Genomic DNA, 15,220 nt, shown 5'->3' on the forward strand with positions numbered 1-15,220 from the left:
CTCTCGCACCACACTTTTGGGGGGGGGGGGGGCCCCGCCGGCCCCCCCCCCCCCGCCCCCGCCCCCCCCCGCCCCCCCCCCCACATCTCCTCCAACCGCCTAATGGAACTGTTCACCGACGCCGAGCTGAACCGCATCACCACGGCTGCCGAGCGCGACGACCAGAAACCGGCCGAGTCGCTGCGCCAGGTCGTACGAGACCGGCTGGACGCCGAAGACCTCGAAGACGCTCTCATCAGCGCGCACTTCACCGTAGCCGCTCGTGCAGCCGCGGGCATGTGACGGCCCGGACACCGACGGGGGATACGGCATCCGGGCCTAACGGCAGCCTAGTCCTGCCAGACTGGGCAGTTCCATACTTAGCGTGACGGATGTGAGTACACCTGTGTCGTTCCGTCCGAAGCCGCCTGCCCCAGAGTGTGCCCCGTCTCAGGTGGGGTCGTGCGCGTCGTGCCAGGAGTCCTGCCACCGGTACGAGTCGGGCGGATTCCCGCTGTGCGTGATGTGCCAGGCGGAGCTGGAGGCGCGGCGGGCCGAGCAGAAGCGGTAGTCGGCCTCTGTTGGGATAACCTGGCGCGCAGGAGCGCCCCCGCCTGCTTGCCTCAGGCGGGGGCGCTCCTGCGCGCGGGCTCGGGCCTCACTTCTCGGTGTCGCGGTCGGCGGCATCCTCGGTCATGACGGCGAGCAGCGCGCGCAGCTTCTGTGTGGGCATCTCCGCTCGCTTGTCGTGCCGGACCTCGATCCCGGCCGCGAGCAACTGCGCGAAGAGCGCCTGGCGCTGTGCCTTCTCCTCGTACTGCTCAGGCGTCAGCAGCCGCGCGCGAAGACCGCGCTGGCCTTCCTCGATGCCGGTCTTGCGGTCGAAGCGCTCCCTGCGCTCTTGCCCGTGAAGGGTCACGTACACGTACTTGCTGCCGACGCGCGACACGGTGACAGGCTCGTCGTCTCGGAACCGGTTCCCGGTGACCATGACGAGGTTGTCGCCGACCTTCACGCCGTTCAGTCCTTCGGTGCTCATGTCGGTGTCCTCACTTCTCGGTGACGCGGTCGGCGTCCAGGCGGTCGGCCTCCTCGCGGAGGGCGGCGGCTTTCTCCAGCCACATGCGCTCGTTGTCGGTACGCGGCCCGGCGGTGACCGGGGGGACCCGGCTTTCCAGCTCGGCGGCACGGGCCCGGAGCTCGGTGGGTGTCGGCATGGTTGGTGTCCTCACTTCTCGGTGGAGCGGTCGGCGGGTTCTTCTTCGGTGTCCGCATCCAGCTCCGGGTGGTCGGCCAGCCAGTCGCTCATGGTCGGTGCCTTACTTCTCGGTGGCGCGGCCGGCTTCGGCTTCCATCAGCCGTAGCGCTTCGGTGCTGGCCTTGATCCGGGCGGCGCGGCGGACCAGCTCGGTCACCTGCTGGGACAGCCGGGAAAGGTCCCCGAGGACGCGAGACTCCTCAGGGTGTTCGGCGATCCAGCCGAGCAGGTCGGCGGCCTCGCGGGCGTCGCGGGCGAACTCGTCCTGGTCATCGGCTACCTGCCGCGCGAGCACGGAGGCAGCGGTCACAGTCGTCATGGGTCCTCACTTCTGATTTGGGGCTGGTTGGTTGGCGGCGATCCATGCGCTGTAGTCCTCGTACGGGTCGAGCATCACGTTCACTGCGGTCTCTCCGTCATGCAGGAGGTCCCACTGCACGTTCGTCACGATCCAGTGCGTCTCATCGCCTTGGGCTGTCTCGATGCGGAACGACTCACCGATGCGGGGAACGGCGGGGAGGACGACGGTTCGGTCGTCGTCCCCGACGAACAGGCGGACTTCGACGCTACCGGCAGGCTGAACGGCGTGTGCGGGCCCGATAACGGCGACGGTGCGGCCGTGCCGGGTAAGCGCGGTGACTTGCCCGGTGGTGCGGACATGGTCGGCGATGTCGCCGAGCTTGGCTCGTGCGGCTTCGATGCCGTAGGACTTCTCCATGAAGAAACCTTAAGGTCTGTAAGGAACTGATCGCAAGGGGTTTTCCAGACCAGCCTCATCGAGAAGCCGCCGGACCCGCCCCGGGATGCTCTCTGCGCATCCACCCGGCCGGGTGGCGCGTTGGCAGGGCATGGATGCAGAAGAACGCCGCCGGATCCTCGGTGATGACGTCATCGCCCACATTCACGCTCGGGTCGCCGAAGCCCCCGAGCCCACACCTGAGCTGGTGGAGGCACTGCGCCGGATCATGACCCGGCCAGCCGGCGCAGAGACGAGGGCCAGGAACCGTGATCCCCGATAAGCTCACATATCACCAAGCGCAACGGTAGAATCTGAACATGACTCAGACCTCTGCCGTAGGCGCCGAGATCGCGGCCACCGAGTTCCTGTACGGCATTGAGGCGGAACACGGGTCCGGCCCTGACTGGACTCCCACCCGCATCGTCAAGTTCCGCGTCACCAGGAAGACGCCGCGCCGCATCTACTACCTCCCGCACGAGTGGCGGGACGAACAGCGCTTCGTGGACAGGGCCGTGCTGGAACGAGATGGCAAGGTCACCCGAAAATCGGGCGGCTGGTGGGAGTCCGACCTGACGGTCTACCTCAACCCGCCCGTCCTGGCCGAAGCGCAGCAGCCGAGCGTGACCGAGCTGAAGGCGGCTATGGCCGACGCCCATCCGGACCGTGGAGGGAACGACGAGGCGTTCATCGCTGCGCGCCAGCGCTACGAGCGCGCCAAGGAAAGGGCCCGAGTGTGAGTACCGAGCGCCTGCCCGCCAACTCCGCCGCGCCGCTCCTACCGGACCAGTTCGACGAAGACCTTCGCGCACGCCTCGCCGCCCTCGACGCCGCCTCCGACACCCACGCCGCCGATCAGCGCCCCGACAACACCACCCGCGCTTACGCAGCCGACTGGCGCGTCTGGGAATCCTTCTGCGCCCAGCTCCAGATACCGCCGACGGCCGCCACCCGCGGCACGCTGCGGGCCTTCGTCGACTACCTGTGGAACCGCAAGCAGGCCGCCTACTCCACCGTCGACCGCCGCCTCGCCGGCGTCACCGTGACCCTGCGTCAGCAGTACGGCGTCATCGTCGACCCCGAAGCGACGAAGGCCGCCCGGGAACTGCTGAAGGACTACCGCAAGAAGGCGGAGGCGGCCGAGGAGCCCGAGCGCGGCCGCGGCAAGGCCCCCGCCATGCGCCTGGACGACCTGCGCCGCATCGTCTCCCTCTGCGGCACCGACATCTTCGGCCTCCGCGACCGCGCCATGCTCCTCCTCGGCTTCGCCATCGCCGCACGCCGCGCCGAACTCGCCGGCCTGCGTCTGCGCAACATCCGCGACGACGACAACGGCCTCCTCGTCCACGTAGCCGTCTCCAAGACCGACCCTCGCACCGTCCCGGTCCCCTACGGCAAGAACCCGGACACCTGTCCCGTGCGCGCATGGAAGACCTGGGCGGCCGCGGCGAACATCGTCGACCCCGACCGGCACGCCTTCCGCCGCATTCACCACACCGGCAAGGTCCAGCCGCACGGCCTGTCCCCGCAGCGCGCCGGCGACCTCATCACCGCCGCCGGCCTGCGCGCCGGATACGAGGAGCTGTTCACCGGCCACTCCGTCCGCTCCGGCCTCGCCACCGAGGCCCGCCGCGCCCGCAAGGACCGCAAGGCCATCGCCGCGATCACCGGTCACAAGCCCGGGTCCAAGGTCCTCGACGGCTACATGCAGATCATCGACCAGTGGAGCGAGCAGGACAACGCCCTGGTGGGCCTCATGTAGCGGCCTGCTCTCCCTGCTGGGCATCGCGGGCCGCCTGCCGCTCGCGGCGCTTCGTCCGGGTGCCGTTGCCGGGCCTGTCCTGCGCCGACCAGTCGGGCTCGGGCCCCGGATCCTTCGTGGGAACCTTCGTCACCTTCAGCCCGGCCATGCGGCCGCGGGTGTGCTGCCCGGTGTCGCACGTCAGCAGCCGCACCTTGCGGGCTGCGAGGGCCTGGATGGCGACGGCCCGGTCGATGATCTCGTCGTCGGCGAGGGGCAGGCGCACGTGGCCGGGCGGGTCCAGGACGACTTCGACGCTCACCTCACCATGGACCTCACCCGACGGCGGGAGTTGCGCCCGACGCCAGATGCCGAACGTGGCCCCGTTGAGGACCTCGTCGAGGAGGCCGAGGGTGTGGGAGGCACGCCAGCGGGACTGATGCTTGCCGGCCTCTTTCAGCCCGTCGAGCTCGTCCACCACGACGATCGGGAACAGCAGCCGGATGCCCTCGCCGCTGGGCAGGCCGAGGATCTTGTGCAGATCGGCGACCTCGAGCCGGTCGGGGTTGTGGATGTAGAAGCTGGAGTCGGCGACAACGAAGGTCTCCAGCCCGTTCCATCGCTCTATCTGCGCGTTGAGAGCGGCAAGGGCGTCTTCGAAGGCTTGGATGCGCTCGGTCACCTCGAGGTTGACCAGGCCGTTGACGAGACGTTCCTGGGCACCTCCGGCGAGCGTGCCGCAGTTGCCGAGGAGGACCTGATAGCGACGGGTGAGGACCAGGCGGTCGATGTCGTCGTCGCTGATCTGGTGCCGAAGGGTTCCGGCGGTGTCGGTGGCCCAGTTGAGGTAGCGCATGAGCCGGGAGAAGGCCGTTTCCGGCCCGGCGCTCTGGAGGTTGCTGGCCGTCGTGTGGGCGTTGCGGAGTGCGTCGCGGACGTTCCGGCGATCGGTTCCGGGGCGGGGCGTGATGAGCATGCGCTGATCCTGCCAGGGAGTTCCGATAGACGACCGCGTGGTCGTCGGGGCGGTTCAGGATTGGTCGGGTGGGGTGTCCGCGAGGTACCAGCCGTGGACGGCCATGCACTCTTTGGTCCACTCCATCAGCAAGTGGGAGCCTTCCTTGGCGCGGCTTTCGTCGTGTCCGCCGCCGTCGGCGAACCACTGGATGAGCAGGCCGGCCGCGGGCCGCTCCACGTTGCCGGTGTCGCACGACGGGCACAGCTCGAGGCGGATCGGCTGCCCGTGCTTGTCTGTCTGCGGGGCGACCGCGCTCATCATGAGGGTGCCGCCGCAGCGGGAGCACGACGGCATCTGTTCGGAGAACTCCAGCATGGCCACAGTGGTCCTCCTCGTCTGGGGCTTGATCCTTTACCCAAGACCTGCCGGGCGGTGCTGGTCAACCCCTGTGACGCGGGAGGAGCCGGGGCCATACCAGTCTCGACCCCCTTATGGGGTGTGACCGAGATACGCGCTAAAGGGGCAACGAGATGATCTTGGATCCTTGATCTGCTCGGATTTACGTGCGGCGGCGTGCAGCGGGGTCGCGTTCGGCGACGTGCCGGGCGACCGAGTCGACGCCGGGACGGGTGCCGACCAGCAGCATTGGTGGAGAGGTGCCGCCCTCCGTGGGTATCGGTGCTGTGCCGGTGACCGGCATCGGATGATCCGGCCGACTGGTCCGCTTGATCAGTCAGCCTGTTCCAGCAGCGCCTTCGCCTTCCGCCGGAACTCGTAGAACACCCGAAAGTAGTCCCTCACCTCCCCGTGGAACAGAGTCAGGGCATTAGGGCCATCGCATCGGCCGTCCTCGTCGATCTCCTCATAGTGCTTCTCCTCCATCTCGAAAAGGGGCATGCCGGTGAAGATTCGATGTGCCGTGGTGACGAGGGAGTAGGCGACCTGCGCGATCTCAGGCGGCCCTTCAAGGTCCACCCCGTCGTACGCCGCCGTCAGGTCTTGCAGAAGCTCGGGGGCTGCCTCCTTCCACTGCTCTCCAGGCTCCCTGAACACGTCATCAGCAGACAGAAGGCTCTCGTGCCAGGTCCAGTACAGCACCAAGCCGTTCGCATCAGGCTCAGGCTCGGGCGTCGTCTCGATCGCGGCAACCTCGCGCTCGAAGAGGAGGAACAGCTCCTCGGTGAGGGGAACGAACGCGCGGGCGGCCTTACTGAAGGCCAGGTAGGCATCGCGTCGGCGGTCGTGCGTCCACTGTGCCCGCTGCGACAGCTCCTGACGTCGCTCGGCCCTGGCGTTCGTCCAGATCGTAGTGCCCAGTGCGACCAGCGCTGCTAAAAGACCCGTGATGAGTCCGATCATGGCTTCGTTCATATCGGAAGTCTGCCGAGCCCCCGGATCTGGCAGGGGCCGAATGGGAGATATTGCGAGGTACTCCTTCTTGCTGGCCCGCGCCCGCCACGCCTCCGTCCTCTCCCTGTGGCGGTGCGCCCGGCACGCCATCGAACGCGATCCCGTGCACGTCGCCGCATGCAAATCCGAGCGAATCAGGGTTTCAAGATCATCCTGTTGCCCCTTTGACTCGTATCTCGGCGATACCCCCTTATCCGCCGGCCTGGGGGGTGTCCCAGAAGCCGGTGTGGGCGACGGTGTCGGCGGTGACGGGTGGGGTGCGCTGGGCGAGGAGGGGGTGGGTGGAGGCGATCTGCCGGATGAGCATGGACCGCAGGCATCACGGAGGTACCCGAGGACCGTGCGGACGACGTCGCTGCCGCGCTCGCGCTGCTCCAGGTCGCCCGCGACGACCTGGAGGGCCTCTGCTGGCCGCCCGCACGACCAGTGCTCGCACGGGCAAGCCGCTGCTGACCTTCAAGAAGATCGCCGCAGCGCTCGGCGTCGAATCCGAGCGGCCGCCCAGGGCCGCTACCGCCGCAAGGTCGGCAACCTCAACGGCACCGATTCCGGACTCGACGGCACACCGTAGCGGCTGCCGGATCAGGCAGCGGACTCCCCGTTGTCGGCGCTGGCCGCCTGCCCGTTCACCCATCGCTGGGCCTCCGCGAGGTTCGCAGCGGTGCCCGCGGGCTCGTAGGCGAAGCCGTTCCACTCCTCCAGTGCCCGCGGCTCGTCCGGGCGGAGGTGACCGCCGCCGTCGTGGAGCGGGCGGTGCCGGCGGTGCACGTCCAGCGGCGGGCGGCGCCGTTTGTTGTACGCGGCCAGTGGGTCGCCCGTGTCGACGCGCGGGACGGCGCGGGACGGCTGGTTCGGTGGTCCGGGTCGGGAGTGCTTGCCCATGACGTCGATGGTCTCAGGCGGCGACGGTGGTCGGCCGGGCCGCGGCGAGATCCCTCGCGCGGGTGCGGACCTCGTCCACCGTGGCGGTCTTGTACGGCCGGGCGGCGTCCAGCAGCGTGTTGAGGCGGGAGGCGACCAGGGTGGAGTCGATGCGGGCGGCCTCGTACAGCGCCTGGTGGGCTGCGGCGGCGCCCTGCTCCGGTTCGTTCTCCGTGAACAACGCGGCGGCCAGTCCGACGCGGTCCATGACCTTCACTCGGTCGAAGCCGGGCCTGCGCAGGGCGAGCGCGTCCGTGAAGTGATCACTGGCACGGCGGGGCCGGCCGATGCCGGTGAGGTCGCGGGCGGAGACCGCACGGGCGCCGGCGTGCTCGGCCGCGTCGAAGTATGCCGCCCACTCCGGGACGTCGTCGCCCGGACCGTCAGCCACCAGCTCGTCGGCGGCACCGAGGTGCCGCTCGGCATCATGCTCGTTGCCGAGGGCCGCGTGCACCCGGCTGGTCTGGGAGGCGACCAGCGCCCGGGTCGCGGGCAGGTTCGCCTTCGCCACAGTCACCTCTAGCAGTCCGAGAGCATCCTTGGGGTGGCCCCGGTAGATCATCTGGTGGGACATGCGGGTGACGATCTCCACCTTGCGGTCCGGCTGCCCGGCCTCGGAGGCGGCGTAGATGCCGTACGACCAGTACCGCTGGGCGGTGGCGTACCGGCCGCAGTCGTGGCTGGTCCACCCAGCCAGCGCCGCGAGGTCGGCGGTCGCGGCGAACACCCGCGCCTTCAGCGACGGTGGGACGCCGTCTTGGATACGGCGGGCGACTTCGGCGAGCTGGGCGACGATCGCGGAGCGGTACAGGCCACCGCCCTTGGAGGCGTCGGCCTTCGTGAAGAAGGTGGTCACCTCTTCCAGCGCGGCGGTGGTGTCGGCGTCGAAGCCCTTGGTCGCGCGGTTCAGCCGGCGGGCGGTGCCGCCCAGCATCCGTTCGGCGGCCAGGATCAGCGGGGCGCCGAGGGCGAGCTTGAGGGTGTCGCGGCGGTCGAGGAAGAGGTCCATCTGGGTCCATCCGGCCAGGGTCTGGGCGGCTGCCTCGGTCAGCAGCGGGAGCTGGATGCTATCCAGTGTCGGCCCGGCGGCCGTCAGGCCCAGATCACCCGGTGTGAGCGGCTGGCCGACCGCCTCGTAGATCACCGCCGCGAGAAGGGCCGGAACCGGGGGGCGGGGCCGTTCACCATCGATCCAGCGCCGGATGCGGGTGGCGTCCGCGGCGATCTGCCAGTGACCTTGGCGGATGGCCTCTGCGGCGATCCGGCGGGCGATCTCGCCGTGCGACAGGCCGGTGGCCGCGATCCACAGCGCGAGGTGCGCATTGCTTGATCTGCCGGTCATCGCGTCTCTCGCCTCCCCGACTCCAGTGTCACGGAGCGTGGCATTTTCGCCACGGTTCGCGGCAGCCACGGTACTGGTCAGGGCCCTGGCCAGGGGCGGATTCTGTATCTGCGGTGGCCGCCCGGCTATCCGCATGAGGTAAGGGGAAGGGAACTCGCATGGCGACGCTTGCACCCCCAGCTCAGGTTCCGTGGGCGATGCGGCTGGTCACCGACCGGCTCCCGGTCGGCCCGCCGTCGTACGCCGCGGTGACGCTCGATGCGGTCACACAGACCGCCCGCTACACCGACGCCGCCGGCCAAGTGGTGGAGATGGGTAAGCACGGAACGTCCCGTACGACGGGCACGGCGTCGATGTCCGGCGGCGGTGACGGGCAGAACCCGCAGCCGCAGACGCAGGACGACCACACCACCGACTACGAGTCGGACTGATCCGATGGCCTCCACCGTCCTGGTCGTCACCGCGCTGGAAGACGTCACTGCGGACTGGGTCATCACCGCGCTGAACGAGCGCGAGGTGCCCGTCGCGCGGGTCGACCCGGCCGACATCGGACCCGGCCTCGCCTTCGGCGCCCGCATCGGCGCCGGGGCGCCGGCCTGGACCGGGCGGCTGGTCACCGGCAGCCGGGAGGTGGAGCTGGGGGAGGTGGCGGCGGTGTACTACCGCCGCCCCACCCCCTACGCCGCTCGGTTCGAGCACCTGCCCGCCCAGCAGCGCGACTTCGCCGCCACCGAAGCCCGGCACGGGCTCGGCGGGGTGCTCAACCATCTGCACGGCGCGACGTACGTCAACCACCCCGGCGCGGTCACGGCCGCCGACTTCAAGCCCGCCCAGCTCCAGCAGGCGGCCCAGCTCGGGCTGACCATCCCGCCGACTCTGGTCACCAACGACGTGGAGCAGGCGCGGAAGTTCGCCGCTGAACACGGCCCCGTCATCTACAAGACGTTCCGCGGCCTGCCCCGGGACGAGGACGGGCACACCGGCGCGATCTGGGCCCAGCGCGTCGACCCCGACTCCTTCGACGGCACGCTCGCGGTGACCGCCCACCTGTTCCAGGCGGAGATCCCCAAGACCGGCGACGTGCGCGTCACCGTGGTCGGGAAGAAGGTGTTCGCCCAGCAGATCGCCGCCCCGGACGGCGCGCTGGACTGGCGCCGCGGCGACTGGGACGCCCTGCTGCACGCCCCGATCGTCGTACCGACGCCCATCGAGGCCGCGCTGCACAGCTATCTCGCCGCGTTCAGCCTGGTCTTCGGCTGCTTCGACTTCGCCCTCACCGGCGACGGCGACGCCGCGGAGGACTGGGTGTTCATCGAGTGCAATCCGAACGGCCAGTGGGGCTGGCTGCCCGACGCCGGCGACATCACGACGGCGTTCGCCGACATCCTGAGCACGAGCGCGGAAGGAGGCGGAGCGCGATGATGCCCGCCGACCTGGAGACCGACGCCGAACGGCTGCGCGAGGCGATGGCCAAGGCCCTCGCCGAGGACGGCGTTCTCACCGATCCCGGCTGGCGGGCCGCGGTGGAGACGGTGCCGAGGCACCGGTTCGTGCCGGGCTTCTACCTGCCCGCCGACGGGCTCGACGGGCAGGGGCTGACGGTGTGGGAGCCGGTCACCGCCGAAGCCGACTATGGCCGGTGGCTGGCCGCCGCGTACTCCGACACGACACTGATCACGCAGTTCGACGGCGACGAACCGGACTGGAAGGCCCCGCAGGTGCGGCACGGCGGGGCGCCGACCTCGTCGTCCACGCTGCCGTCGCTGGTCGTACGGATGTGGGCGGACGCCGACGTGCAGGAGGGGCACACGGTGCTGGAGATCGGCACCGGCACCGGCTACTCCACCGCGCTGGCCTGCGAGCGTCTCGGCTCCGCCGACGTCACGAGCATCGAGGTCGACCCCCACCGCCTGGAGCAGGCCGCAAGGGCGCTGTACGGCTGCGGGTACACCCCGACGCTGGCGGTGGCGGACGGGCTGTACGGGTACTGGCCGGAGGCGTCCTTCGACCGAATCGTGGCCGCGTGCTCCTTCCGCGCGGTGCCGCCCGCGCTGCTGGCGCAGGCCCGGCCGGGCGGGAAAATTCTGCTCACCCTCTCGGGGTGGCTGTACGGGTACGCCCGCGTCCTGCTCACCGTGAACGGCGACGGCACCGCCGAGGGCCAGCTCCTGGGCGGCACCGTCTCCTTCATGTCCGCCCGCACCCACGCGGCGCCGGCGTTCGGCAACCCCGCCCACTGGGCCGCGGGCCTCCCGGAGACCGGCCGGGCGGCCCGGCACTCACCGGAGCGGATCACCGCCGGGACCGAGGAGGCGTTCCACCTGCGGTTCCTCGCCCAGTGCGCCGTGCCGGACGCGCAGATGACGACCGTCGGCGAGGTCGTGCACCTGGTCGACGTCGTGACCGGCTCCGCCGCCGCCCTCACCCCCCGCGAGGGCCGGTGGGAGGTCCGCGAGGGCGGCCCTGTACGGCTGTGGGAGCGCATCGAGCGCGTGCTGTCCGCGTACGACGAGGCGGACCGGCCCGGGCCGGAGACGTTCATCCTGCACGTCTACGACGGCGGGCAGCACCTGCGGCACCCGCGCCTGCCCGGCCTGCCGCTGCCGAGGCCCTGACGGGTCCCACAAGACCCAGGCGCCCGGGCGGGGAGATGTGACGGACCTCCGGCCGGGCGCCTGGCCTTCTGTGTCTCAGCCGCCGCTTCCGGCCTCGCACACGCCGCGTACGGCGTCGCGGATGTCCAGTACCATCACGCCGTCGATCTTCTCGATGCCGCCGGAGCCGAAACGGACCCACAGCGGGTAGGCGCCGGCGTCACGGGCGAAGGCGAGTTTCTGCGCGGATGCCGCGTTCGGTGCGGAGTCGATCTCCACCACGACGTCCGGGAGGCCGGGCATCCAGATCACCACGTCCAAGCGCCCGTAGCGGCCCTTGCCGTCCGGCACCACGGGCAGCCGCAGTTCCCTGTAGGCGCGGGCGTACGGCGCCAGCACGCTGTCCTCCAGAAGCTCCTCCTTCATGGAGAGCGCCACCCGGGTCAGGCTCCGCGTCAGGTCGGCGGTGGTGGGCGGGCGGCCACCTTCCGCCCTGTCCGCCGCGACGTCCTCGGCGGCCTCCTGGGACCAGGCGGCCAGCAGGTCGCCCAGCTGCCACGCCACCAGCTCCAGGTGCTCGGCCTGAACTAGGCGGGGGCGGCGTCCAGTGAGGTGGTGGAGCCAGCCCTCGGCCCAGTGCGCCTGGTCGAGCAGCCGCAGCACTCCCTGCCCTTCACCGGCGGCAGCGCGGCCGGCCGCCTCCTTCGAGGGAAGCAGCGTCGTGACTGCCCGGGTGACCTGCGCCAGGACCTCCTCGCGCCTTCCCTGCTTGCCCATGACCTCCTCGGCGGCGATGGCGCCCTGGAGGTGCTTGGCCGCCCACCACCGCCACTCCGTCATCAGCGGCGCCGGGACGTCTCCCGGAAAGGGCACGGCCTCCAGCAGTTCGGCCGCGCGGCCGGCGGCGGTCTTCGCCGCGGCGGACAGCTCCGCCTTCATCCGCGGCTCGTTCTCCTGCCACCACTGTTGCTGGCACTTCCAGCACCGGGGGTGCTTCTTCGCCGCCGCCTCCGGGGTCACCATCGCGGTGTGCCCGCAGGTGGGGTACGTGTAGGAGACCCGGTAGCCGACGCACTCGCGGCAGGCCGCGACGTCGCCGTTCTTCCACTTCGGCAGCGCGGTGCGGTTGGATATGTTCTCCTCCCACTCGTGCCCGGCCGGACACCGCCACCAGACCGCGACCTGCATTTTCGGCGTCGCCTTCTGCGGTGTCAGCCCGCCGTTGCGCTCCTGGAGCCACATCGCGGCGACCTGCGGATACGCCTCAGCCAGCGACACACCTAACGACCGCGCCACCTGGACACCTCTCCTCGCACCCACGGGCCGGGCCCTCCCCGGCCCGGCGTCTCACCCGGTCAACGACCCGCAGGGCCGCTTGGAGACGCCCGGCGCCAGCCTCACGGCTGCTCGTCGTCCTCGTCCAGGCCGCCCGCGGCCGGGTCGCGCAGCGGGCGCAGGCCCCCGCCGGCCGGGACGGTGGCCCGGAAGCTGTAGCGGCCCAGGCAGTTGAGGTTCGCGTGACGCAGCGGGGGGAGCCGGGCGACGTCCTCGTCCAGGACGTCGTGCTCCCGCTCCTCGGCGAGCAGGCCCTCGCCCCAGTGGGAGACGATTGGCACCCGCGCCTGGGCCTCGATCAACTTCGCGTTCGCCGCGGCGATGGTGTCGGCGCGCAGGTAGTACTGGTCGACGTGCACCAGCCAGCCCCGGGTCAGTGCTTCGTCCTCGGGGTCGATGACGGGGGTCAGGCCGATGTTGCACGCCTCGGCGACCAGCAGCGCCACCAGGGAGGTCTTCAGGTTCTCCATGCGGGTCCGGCCGTCCCCGAGGTGCACGAACGCGTCCAGGAACCCGGTCCACGGGTCGACCTCGAACAGCAGGTCCGGCAGATCGATCTTCGGGAGCATCGCTGCGGTGGTCTTGCGCAGCCACTGCAAGGACTTCGGCTCGCCAACCGCGCCGAGCCGGTCCACGTTCAGCTTCAGCCAGCCGTTGGGCTGCACCTCGAAGCTCAGCTTCGCGTCCTGCCCGGCCTCCTCCAGCCGCTCCGCCATCGGCTGCCAGGCCGCATCCAGCGCCCGCGCCCGCCCGGCGAGGTGTTCCTCGACCGGCTCGTCTAGGCTCGGGCCGTGCAGGACGTCGTCGGCGACGGCCTCCCACTGCTTGCCGTCCAGCAGCCTGGTCGACCCGCAAGGTGAAGAGCCGACCCGTCTCGAAGGGCTCCTGCGGCAGCGGCGCCAGCAGCGGCCGCTCGGCCGCGAAGTGCTCGCCGATCGTGCGAGGACGGGACCGGATCCGACGATCCTCGTCCTCATGGTCCCACCGGTCGATCATCGCGTTCAGCTCGGCGAGCGTCGCGACCTCGGGCACCGGGACGAGGTGGTTGCGGCGGAACCACCCGATCTGACCCTCGACCCCGCCTTTCTCGTGGGCGCCGCGGATTCCTGGCTGGCAGTAGAGCGCTTCCAGACCGTAGTGGGAGCGGAACGCGGTCCAGTGCTCGGCCTCGACGCGATGCCGGGAGAAGCCCAGCACCTGGGCGACTGCGGCCCTAAGGTTGTCGTAGCGGACCTTCCCGGTCGGCACCCCGCCCAACGTGTTGAGAGCGTGGACGTGGCCCTCGAAGAACGCCTCCTGACCCGCCGAGGCGAAGATCCGGTGGACGGCCTTGCCCGAGTACGACAGCCGGAACGCGAACAGGTAGCAGGTCACCAGCTCGCCGGCCAGCCGCACTGTCACGTCGCCGAAGTCGACCTCCGCCTCCGCTCCGGGCTTGTGGGTCTGCGGGATGAAGGCTTCGACGACACCTCGTCCGGCCTGGAGCCGGATCTCCTCACGCCGGTCAGCGACGTAACCACGGACCATCTGGTACGAGATCTCGTCCGCACCGTGCTCGTCCAGCAGACGCTCGAAGATCCGCTTCACCGTGTGCCGCTGCTTGCGCGGAGCCTCCAGGTCGGCCCGCAACATCTCGTCGATCAACGGCTTGTACGGATCCAGCCGCGTCGGCCGCGGCGGAAGCTTCTTCCGCGGCTCCGACCAGGCCGACGTCAACGCCTTCTGCACGGTCAGGAACCCGACACCGTACTTCCGCTGAAGAGCACGAATCGACAGACCAGCCTTCGCATCACGGCGGATCGCCGCGTACAGATCGACCTTGGACTTCGGCAGCACCCCGGTCCCCTCGTCGTGCAGAGTACAACCATGGTCCCGAAGCAAGCACCCAGGCGCTCTCGAAACTCGGCGACATCACTCTCCCGTGGAAGAGGGCGCTCTCCACGCTGAGCTACAAGCGCTCTCGTAACTCATCAACAAAGCCAGGAAGGCGATAGGCCGGCGGAGTGTGATCTCGGGCGTCCGGCCACCACCCGCGGCACCGGTCTGCAGACCAACAGTGGGAGAAAGAGTGGAATTCGGCATCCTGGGCCCGCTGCGCGTCCGTACCGACGGCCGGGAAATCTCGATACCGGGCCGCAAGCAGCGGACCTTGCTCGCCGCGCTGCTGCTGGCCCGGAGAGACGTCCTGTCCGCCGAGCGCCTCACCGCACTGCTGTGGGGGCAGCGGCCTCCCACCATATGGAATTAGCCCTGCCCACATTGGTGGCAGGGCTAATCACCGGATGCGGTCGGAGATCACCCTACATTCACACTTGCTCACATTATTGAGCGAGCGAAAGGGTGGCGAGGGATTACGAGCGGTCGCGACGGGCCACGCTCATTATCACCCAGATCACGACGAGCACAATGATCGCGACGATCACCCAAGTGGCTACTCCACCAAGGCCCTTGTAGGCTAGGGTGATGCCGTCTGTTGCTGCCTCCACTGGGATACCTCCTTAGCGACTCGGAACTGTTTCAGCTAGTCGCGCTGCTGTACAGACGATTGACTCCTTCACCTACTGCCATACCGCCGACAGCGCAGGGAACAGCACCCGCCCCTCCAGTGAAGTACGTGCACCCTGCTGTGAAGGCCTTGTCGGCCGCGAAACTAAGCGCGGTGCCTGCCGCATCTTTGTATTGTCCGTTTGATACCTGGTCCGCGAATTGTCCAACCGCCAAGATGTCGCTAGCAGCGCCTACCTTTTTCATCGCACTGCTCGCAAAACTCATCAACGACAATCCGCTGGGGTCCGTGTTGTTGAGGGGGTCGCCGGCGGCGTAGAGGTAGGGGTTGGTTTCCTGGCCGGAGGGGTCGGGTTGGGTGAAGCGGCCGAGTTGGGGGTCGTAGTAGCGGTGGCCCATCTTGTACAGGCCGGTCGGGTCGAGGTAGGTGCCGCTGTAGCG

Annotated in this window: 19 protein-coding genes and 2 pseudogenes; 7 read left to right on the plus strand and 14 right to left on the minus strand. The window is 69.7% G+C overall.

The features are described 5' to 3' along the window. The first annotated feature begins 102 nt into the window (after positions 1–102). Positions 103–282 (plus strand): hypothetical protein, encoded by a 180-nt coding sequence (locus ACIBAI_RS28595; RefSeq protein WP_399038687.1) that lies wholly within the window; start codon positions 103–105, stop codon positions 280–282. A 355-nt stretch (positions 283–637) separates the two neighbouring features. On the opposite strand, the gene ACIBAI_RS28600 is transcribed toward ACIBAI_RS28595, so the two are convergent. From ACIBAI_RS28600 to ACIBAI_RS28615, 4 genes are all read right to left on the minus strand, one after another. Beyond that, positions 638–1,018, minus strand: coding sequence for a hypothetical protein (locus ACIBAI_RS28600; RefSeq protein WP_399038689.1), 381 nt, complete (start codon positions 1,016–1,018; stop codon positions 638–640). A 10-nt stretch (positions 1,019–1,028) separates the two neighbouring features. Continuing rightward, positions 1,029–1,196 carry a hypothetical protein gene (locus ACIBAI_RS28605; protein WP_399038691.1) on the minus strand — a complete coding sequence of 56 codons (168 nt, stop codon included), beginning with the start codon at positions 1,194–1,196 and terminating at the stop codon, positions 1,029–1,031. Between the two features lie 102 nt (positions 1,197–1,298). Further along, a complete protein-coding gene (locus ACIBAI_RS28610; RefSeq protein WP_399038693.1) occupies positions 1,299–1,556 on the minus strand; it encodes a hypothetical protein in 258 nt (85 codons plus the stop codon). Between the two features lie 6 nt (positions 1,557–1,562). After that, on the minus strand, positions 1,563–1,955 hold the full coding sequence (locus tag ACIBAI_RS28615) for a hypothetical protein (RefSeq protein WP_399038694.1): 393 nt from the start codon (positions 1,953–1,955) through the stop codon (positions 1,563–1,565). Positions 1,956–2,293: 338 nt separating this feature from the next. On the opposite strand from ACIBAI_RS28615, the gene ACIBAI_RS28620 reads away from it, so the two are divergent. Together ACIBAI_RS28620 and ACIBAI_RS28625 are read left to right on the plus strand one after the other, a co-directional pair. Further along, entirely contained in the window at positions 2,294–2,713 is a 420-nt protein-coding gene (locus tag ACIBAI_RS28620; RefSeq protein ID WP_399038695.1) for a hypothetical protein, read from the plus strand. Continuing rightward, positions 2,710–3,735: a tyrosine-type recombinase/integrase gene (locus ACIBAI_RS28625; RefSeq protein WP_399038697.1), complete on the plus strand. Its 1,026-nt coding sequence runs from the start codon at positions 2,710–2,712 to the stop codon at positions 3,733–3,735. Before ACIBAI_RS28620 ends, ACIBAI_RS28625 begins: the two co-directional genes overlap by 4 nt. Here the strand turns inward: ACIBAI_RS28625 and ACIBAI_RS28630 are convergent. From ACIBAI_RS28630 to ACIBAI_RS28650, 5 genes are all read right to left on the minus strand, one after another. Continuing rightward, a complete protein-coding gene (locus tag ACIBAI_RS28630; RefSeq protein WP_399038698.1) occupies positions 3,728–4,690 on the minus strand; it encodes a PIN domain-containing protein in 963 nt (320 codons plus the stop codon). The two genes, ACIBAI_RS28625 and ACIBAI_RS28630, sit on opposite strands and share 8 nt — an antisense overlap. 54 nt (positions 4,691–4,744) lie before the next feature. Next, complete coding sequence (locus ACIBAI_RS28635; RefSeq protein ID WP_399038716.1) at positions 4,745–5,047, minus strand: DUF6300 family protein; 303 nt, start codon at positions 5,045–5,047, stop codon at positions 4,745–4,747. 354 nt (positions 5,048–5,401) lie between these two features. Beyond that, positions 5,402–6,043, minus strand: a complete 642-nt coding sequence (locus ACIBAI_RS28640; RefSeq protein WP_399038699.1) for a hypothetical protein — start codon at positions 6,041–6,043, stop codon at positions 5,402–5,404. 621 nt (positions 6,044–6,664) lie between these two features. After that, the gene (locus ACIBAI_RS28645; RefSeq protein ID WP_399038701.1) at positions 6,665–6,964 is read right to left on the minus strand and encodes a DUF6087 family protein; all 300 of its coding nucleotides are present in this window, start codon (positions 6,962–6,964) and stop codon (positions 6,665–6,667) included. Positions 6,965–6,977: 13 nt separating this feature from the next. Then, positions 6,978–8,345 (minus strand): Tat pathway signal protein, encoded by a 1,368-nt coding sequence (locus ACIBAI_RS28650; protein WP_399038702.1) that lies wholly within the window; start codon positions 8,343–8,345, stop codon positions 6,978–6,980. 158 nt (positions 8,346–8,503) lie between these two features. Between ACIBAI_RS28650 and ACIBAI_RS28655 the strand changes: the two genes are divergently transcribed. From ACIBAI_RS28655 to tgmC, 3 genes are read left to right on the plus strand one after another with little or no spacing between them, the layout of a single operon-like run. After that, a complete protein-coding gene (locus tag ACIBAI_RS28655; RefSeq protein WP_399038704.1) occupies positions 8,504–8,776 on the plus strand; it encodes a putative ATP-grasp-modified RiPP in 273 nt (90 codons plus the stop codon). 4 nt (positions 8,777–8,780) lie between these two features. Further along, positions 8,781–9,767 (plus strand): ATP-grasp ribosomal peptide maturase, encoded by a 987-nt coding sequence (gene tgmB / locus ACIBAI_RS28660; protein WP_399038706.1) that lies wholly within the window; start codon positions 8,781–8,783, stop codon positions 9,765–9,767. Next, positions 9,764–10,960: an ATP-grasp peptide maturase system methyltransferase gene (gene tgmC, locus ACIBAI_RS28665; RefSeq protein ID WP_399038707.1), complete on the plus strand. Its 1,197-nt coding sequence runs from the start codon at positions 9,764–9,766 to the stop codon at positions 10,958–10,960. Before tgmB ends, tgmC begins: the two co-directional genes overlap by 4 nt. A gap of 75 nt (positions 10,961–11,035) precedes the next feature. Here the strand turns inward: tgmC and ACIBAI_RS28670 are convergent, their stop codons facing one another. From ACIBAI_RS28670 to istA, 3 genes and pseudogenes are all read right to left on the minus strand, one after another. Further along, complete coding sequence (locus ACIBAI_RS28670) at positions 11,036–12,235, minus strand: zinc-ribbon domain-containing protein (RefSeq protein ID WP_399038709.1); 1,200 nt, start codon at positions 12,233–12,235, stop codon at positions 11,036–11,038. Positions 12,236–12,516: 281 nt separating this feature from the next. After that, positions 12,517–13,158, minus strand: a pseudogene (locus ACIBAI_RS28675) (Tn3 family transposase); the annotation flags it as partial. Positions 13,159–13,219: 61 nt separating this feature from the next. Further along, positions 13,220–14,110: pseudogene (istA, locus tag ACIBAI_RS28680) on the minus strand (IS21 family transposase); the annotation flags it as partial. A 232-nt stretch (positions 14,111–14,342) separates the two neighbouring features. Here istA and ACIBAI_RS28685 point away from each other — a divergent pair. After that, complete coding sequence (locus tag ACIBAI_RS28685; RefSeq protein WP_399038711.1) at positions 14,343–14,522, plus strand: hypothetical protein; 180 nt, start codon at positions 14,343–14,345, stop codon at positions 14,520–14,522. Positions 14,523–14,625: 103 nt separating this feature from the next. On the opposite strand, the gene ACIBAI_RS28690 is transcribed toward ACIBAI_RS28685, so the two are convergent. Both ACIBAI_RS28690 and ACIBAI_RS28695 read right to left on the minus strand, forming a co-directional pair. Next, a complete protein-coding gene (locus ACIBAI_RS28690) occupies positions 14,626–14,760 on the minus strand; it encodes a hypothetical protein (RefSeq protein WP_399038712.1) in 135 nt (44 codons plus the stop codon). A gap of 31 nt (positions 14,761–14,791) precedes the next feature. Beyond that, positions 14,792–15,220 (minus strand): RHS repeat-associated core domain-containing protein (locus tag ACIBAI_RS28695; RefSeq protein ID WP_399038714.1); only part of this gene is annotated, 429 nt, incomplete at its 5' end.

It is taken from the genome of Streptomyces sp. NPDC051041 (assembly GCF_044456065.1).
GTDB classification, from domain to species: domain Bacteria; phylum Actinomycetota; class Actinomycetes; order Streptomycetales; family Streptomycetaceae; genus Streptomyces; species Streptomyces glaucus.

Bases quoted from the DNA above. Each gene is read 5' to 3' on its own strand.
- ACIBAI_RS28655 (WP_399038704.1), top strand. From the start codon at position 8,504: ATGGCGACGCTTGCACCCCCAGCTCAGGTTCCGTGGGCGATGCGGCTG.
- ACIBAI_RS28610 (WP_399038693.1), bottom strand. From the start codon at position 1,556: ATGACGACTGTGACCGCTGCCTCCGTGCTCGCGCGGCAGGTAGCCGAT.
- ACIBAI_RS28615 (WP_399038694.1), bottom strand. From the start codon at position 1,955: ATGGAGAAGTCCTACGGCATCGAAGCCGCACGAGCCAAGCTCGGCGAC.
- ACIBAI_RS28635 (WP_399038716.1), bottom strand. From the start codon at position 5,047: ATGCTGGAGTTCTCCGAACAGATGCCGTCGTGCTCCCGCTGCGGCGGC.
- ACIBAI_RS28595 (WP_399038687.1), top strand. From the start codon at position 103: ATGGAACTGTTCACCGACGCCGAGCTGAACCGCATCACCACGGCTGCC.
- ACIBAI_RS28650 (WP_399038702.1), bottom strand. From the start codon at position 8,345: ATGACCGGCAGATCAAGCAATGCGCACCTCGCGCTGTGGATCGCGGCC.
- ACIBAI_RS28600 (WP_399038689.1), bottom strand. From the start codon at position 1,018: ATGAGCACCGAAGGACTGAACGGCGTGAAGGTCGGCGACAACCTCGTC.
- ACIBAI_RS28620 (WP_399038695.1), top strand. From the start codon at position 2,294: ATGACTCAGACCTCTGCCGTAGGCGCCGAGATCGCGGCCACCGAGTTC.
- tgmC (WP_399038707.1), top strand. From the start codon at position 9,764: ATGATGCCCGCCGACCTGGAGACCGACGCCGAACGGCTGCGCGAGGCG.
- ACIBAI_RS28605 (WP_399038691.1), bottom strand. From the start codon at position 1,196: ATGCCGACACCCACCGAGCTCCGGGCCCGTGCCGCCGAGCTGGAAAGC.
- ACIBAI_RS28630 (WP_399038698.1), bottom strand. From the start codon at position 4,690: ATGCTCATCACGCCCCGCCCCGGAACCGATCGCCGGAACGTCCGCGAC.
- ACIBAI_RS28645 (WP_399038701.1), bottom strand. From the start codon at position 6,964: ATGGGCAAGCACTCCCGACCCGGACCACCGAACCAGCCGTCCCGCGCC.
- tgmB (WP_399038706.1), top strand. From the start codon at position 8,781: ATGGCCTCCACCGTCCTGGTCGTCACCGCGCTGGAAGACGTCACTGCG.
- ACIBAI_RS28640 (WP_399038699.1), bottom strand. From the start codon at position 6,043: ATGAACGAAGCCATGATCGGACTCATCACGGGTCTTTTAGCAGCGCTG.